The sequence below is a fragment of the Phaeovulum sp. genome, from assembly GCF_041596715.1.
Lineage (GTDB): Bacteria > Pseudomonadota > Alphaproteobacteria > Rhodobacterales > Rhodobacteraceae > UBA6213.
Map to the genome: position 1 here is coordinate 1 of NZ_JBFHIA010000246.1, position 4465 is coordinate 4465.

Below are 4465 nucleotides of genomic sequence, written 5' to 3' on the forward strand. Positions count from 1 at the left end.
CCGCGCGTTTCGTACCGGCCCGTGGCAAGGCAGCGGTGCAGAATGTCGTTCTGGTTGGTGGCAATCACCAACCGCCGGATCGGCAAACCCATTTCGCGCGCGATATAGCCTGCGAAAATGTCACCAAAATTGCCGGTGGGCACGGTGAAATCGACCTCGCGGCGCGGCGCGCCAAGGCTGACGGCGGCTGTGAAGTAATAAACAACCTGCGCCAGCACCCGGCCCCAGTTGATCGAGTTCACGCCCGCGAGCCCCACCTCGTCGCGGAAAGCGTGGTCGTTGAACATGTCCTTCAGCCGCGCCTGTGCATCGTCGAAATCGCCGTCGATGGCCAGCGCGTGCACGTTGGCTTCAACCGGTGTGGTCATCTGGCGGCGCTGCACATCCGAAACGCGGCCATGCGGAAAGAGGATGAACACATCGACGTTTTCAAGCCCGCGAAACGCCTCGATCGCCGCCGAGCCTGTATCGCCCGAGGTGGCACCGACAATGGTGATGCGGCGGCCCTGGCGCGCGAGTTCAAGCTGAAAGAGCTGCCCGATCACCTGCATGGCGAAGTCTTTGAACGCCAGCGTCGGCCCGTGGAACAGCTCTAGCAGATGATGGCCGGGGCCAAGCTGAACCAAGGGCGCGCGCGCGGCGTGGCCAAAACCTGCGTAGGCGCGCGAAAGCGCCCCCTCAAGCTCTGCATCGCTGAAGGTTTCAGCAAGTAAAGGCCGCATTACGCGAAACGCGGTGGCTTCATAGGATAAGCCGGCAAGCGCCTCGATCTCGGCTTCGGACAGCGTCGGGATCGCTTCAGGCACATAAAGCCCGCCGTCGCGCGCAAGCCCGGTCAGCATCGCTTCGCCGAAAGTCAGCGCGGGGCTCTGCCCGCGGGTCGAAACATAGCGCATGAAACCTGCCTTCAGAATTGTTTTTGCCTGATACGCCACAGAAGAAACGCTGTCATCCCCGACCATGCGAGGGCAAGCAGAAACCAAGTGATGGCATAGGTGAGGTGTTCGTTGCGAATACCCTCGATGCCGATTGGCACCGGGGTGATGCCTTGCGCGTCGCCCGTGACGCTGGCGGCCACCACCAAAAGCGGCTCGGTCCCAAGGTGCGCGGCCATCGCGGGCACGTCGCGCGCAAACCAGACCCCGGCGGCAAGGTCTGGGGGTGGGGTATATTTGTCGGTTTCATGCGGCCAGTGCAGATTGCCGGTGACGGTCAAGGTCACGGCGGGCCTTGGCGTGCGCCGCGCGTCTTCGGGCACAAAACCACGGTCGATCAGGACCCGTCGCCCCTCGGCAGTCTCGAATGAGGCGATCACCTCATAGCCGGGGCCCACACCCTGCATTCCGGTCAGCACCAGAATCTCTTGCCCGGTGGTCGAGCCATTCACTGCGACGGGGGTGTATTTCAGCGACTCGCCCGCCCCCGTTGCCGGAAGCGGAAGCGGGTCTGCGCCTATCTTTGCGGTAATCTCGGCCAGCAGCGACTCTTTCCATTCCAACCGCCGCAACTGCCAGACGCCGAGCGACAGCAGGATAGCCACACCGACCAGCCCAAGGATCAAGGGAAACACGTAGCGGCGCATGGGGCCCTTTCAATAGCGAAGGCGCGGGGGTTGCCCCCCGCGCCGATGTAAGCTGCGCATTGGTGGGCTTATCGGCCCCAGATATAGATCGAAGCGAACAGGAAGAGCCAGACCACATCGACAAAGTGCCAATACCAGGCAGCGGCTTCAAACCCGACATGCTCCTTGGCGGTAAAATTGCCCGCGCGCACCCGCAACAGGCAAATGAACAGGAAGATCGTGCCGATGATCACATGCGCGCCGTGAAACCCGGTCGCCATGTAGAATACCGCGCCGTAGATGTTGCCCGAAAGCCCGAAGGCGGCGTGGCTGTATTCATAGGCTTGAAGCCCGGTGAACGACAGGCCCAGAAGAACCGTCAGCAACAGCCCCTGCATCACTTCGCGGCGCGGGCCGCCATGCACCAGCGCGTGGTGCGCCCAAGTCAGCGTGATGCCGGACAAAAGCAGGATCAGCGTGTTCATCAACGGCAAATGCCAAGGGTCAAAGGGCATGATCCCCGCAGGCGGCCAGACGCCATCGACGGCGGGGCTTTCAGGACCCATCGGATACATGGCGTGTTTGAAAAAGCTCCAGAACCACGCCGAAAAGAACATCACCTCGGAAATGATGAACAGCAGCATGCCATAGCGCAGACCAATCCGCACGACCGGGGTATGTTCGCCCCCATTGCCCTCGGCCACCATGTCGGACCACCAGCCGAACATCGTATAGGCCACTAGAACCGTGCCACCCGCGAACACCCACGGGGTCATGCCTTTCATCCAGATTGCTGCGCCAAACAGCATCACGAAGGCACCAACCGCGCTTAGAAGCGGCCAGAGCGAGGGCGGAAGAATATGGTAGTCGTGGTTTTTTGCGTGCGCCATCGGGGTCTCCGCTTGGTCAGTTGACGGGGGGCTGGCTCACAGGGGCGGCCTGCGCCTGCACCTGTGGCAAATCGGTTTCATAGAAGGTGTAAGACAGCGTTATAAAGCGGATGCGCCCGGCATCACGGTCATCCACCAACGCCGGATCGACATAGAACGAAACCGGCATTTCCACCCGCTCGCCGGGCTGAAGCACCTGTTCGGTGAAGCAGAAGCAGTCGATCTTGTCGAAGTAATAGCCCGCAAGATCGGGGCTGACATTGTAGCTGGCAGTGCCTGCGATCACCCGATCGGTCGGGTTGTAAGCCTCGTAAAACGCAAGGCCGGTTTCGCCGATGCGCAGCGTCATTTCGTTCTGCATGGGGCGGAACTGCCATTCCATCTCTGGTGCCACATTGGCGTCGAACCGCACAGTGATGGTTTCATCGAGGATGACGTCCGAGCCGCGTTCGGCCACGTTGGTCGTACCGCCATAGCCAGTGGTGCGGCAGAACCAGCTGTAAAACGGCACCGCCACCCAGGCGAGCACGCCCATCACCAGCACAATGCCCACTAGCCGGGCGGCAAGGCGCGTATTGGGGTTCATTTTACAGGTTCCGCCGGTAGCAGATCGACTCGCGGCTGGTGGTCATAAGCCTGAATCGGCTCGCCACGCTCGACCTTGGCGATGGTCAAGCCGAACACCAGCGCCACCAAGGCGGCAAGCGCCAGCCCCAGCCCAAGGTTGCGGCCAAAGCGGCGCGTATGCAATTCGTGGTCACGCGTGATCGCCATTACCAGCCCCCAAGGTTAAATGAATGCAGCGCAGCCTCGGCCAAAAGCGCGGTGAAATGGCCGAAGAGATACGCTAGCGAAAAGCGGAAGAACCGCTTTTCGGCACGGTATCCATCGGCCTCGGCCACCGCCTCATCGCGGCCCAAAAGCCGAAATGCACCGACCACGAAGGCTAGGTTGAACGCGACAGAAACCGCAAGGTAAAGCGGCCCGCCGATCGACGTGAAGGCGGTGGCCAGCGCCACCGGGGCCAGCACCAGCGTATAGGCCAGAATGTGCCGCCGCGTCGCGGGCCGACCATGCGTGACAGTCAGCATCGGCACGCCCGCGTTCGAGTAGTCCTCTTTCATGAACAGCGCCAACGACCAGAAATGCGGGGGCGTCCACAGAAACACCAGCGCGAACATGGCGATTGATTCCGGGGCAATGCCACCGGTCGCCACGGCCCAGCCGATCATCGGCGGAAATGCACCGGCGGCACCCCCGATGACGATGTTCTGCGGCGTGCGCCGCTTCAGCCATACGGTATAGACGACTGCGTAGAAGAAGATGGTGAAGGCAAGGAACAGACCTGCGAACAGGTTGCCCGCCAACGACAACATCATCACCGACAGCCCCGAAAGGCCAAGGCCAAGGCCCAGCGCCTCACCCGCGCCAACCCGCCCCGAGGGAACCGGGCGGCTGCGCGTGCGGCGCATCACCGCGTCGATATCGGCGTCATACCACATGTTGAGTGCGCCCGAAGCACCGCCGCCAAGCGCGATGAACAGGATCGCGGTGAAGGCCACGAACGGGTGCACCGAGACCGGCGCCACCAGCAGACCCACCATTGCGGTGAATACCACCAGCGACATCACGCGCGGCTTCAGCAGCGCAACGTAGTCCCCAAAGCGGGCCTCGTTGCTGTGATCGAATACGCTGATATCAGTCATGGGCGGTTCAGTTCGCTGCCAGCCGCAAGGGCTCTACCGGTGCCGCCGAGGCCAGCTTCTGGCGCGCCAGCCATTCGGCATAGGCCTCTTCGCTGACGACTTTCACGGTGATCGGCATATAGGCATGGGCCTGCCCGCAAAGCTCGGAGCACTGGCCGAAATAGATTCCTTCCTGTTCGGCCTTGAACCACGCCTGCGCAATACGCCCCGGCACGCCATCCTGCTTGATCGCAAAGGCGGGCATCGCCCACGAATGGATCACATCGGCGGCGGTGATTTGCAGCACAACAGTCTTGCCGATCGGCACG

The 4465-nt window shown here is 62.1% G+C and carries 6 protein-coding genes and 1 pseudogene; all 7 read right to left on the reverse strand.

From position 1 onward, the window contains the following. On the reverse strand, positions 1 to 896 hold an 896-nt coding region (gene thrC / locus ABY403_RS13855), incomplete at its 3' end, for a threonine synthase (protein ID WP_372841417.1). Between the two features lie 11 nt (positions 897 to 907). Then, positions 908 to 1582: an SURF1 family protein gene (locus ABY403_RS13860; RefSeq protein ID WP_372841418.1), complete on the reverse strand. Its 675-nt coding sequence runs from the start codon at positions 1580 to 1582 to the stop codon at positions 908 to 910. Positions 1583 to 1650: 68 nt separating this feature from the next. Further along, on the reverse strand, positions 1651 to 2451 hold the full coding sequence (locus tag ABY403_RS13865) for a cytochrome c oxidase subunit 3 (protein WP_372841419.1): 801 nt from the start codon (positions 2449 to 2451) through the stop codon (positions 1651 to 1653). A 16-nt stretch (positions 2452 to 2467) separates the two neighbouring features. Continuing rightward, on the reverse strand, positions 2468 to 3037 hold the full coding sequence (locus ABY403_RS13870; protein ID WP_372841420.1) for a cytochrome c oxidase assembly protein: 570 nt from the start codon (positions 3035 to 3037) through the stop codon (positions 2468 to 2470). Further along, a complete protein-coding gene (locus ABY403_RS13875; RefSeq protein WP_372841421.1) occupies positions 3034 to 3225 on the reverse strand; it encodes a hypothetical protein in 192 nt (63 codons plus the stop codon). The genes ABY403_RS13870 and ABY403_RS13875 overlap by 4 nt, the downstream gene beginning before the upstream one ends. After that, a complete protein-coding gene (gene cyoE / locus ABY403_RS13880) occupies positions 3225 to 4157 on the reverse strand; it encodes a heme o synthase (protein ID WP_372841422.1) in 933 nt (310 codons plus the stop codon). The genes ABY403_RS13875 and cyoE overlap by 1 nt, the downstream gene beginning before the upstream one ends. Before the next feature lie 7 nt (positions 4158 to 4164). Further along, positions 4165 to 4465 (reverse strand): annotated as a pseudogene (locus tag ABY403_RS13885) (cytochrome c oxidase subunit II); the annotation flags it as partial.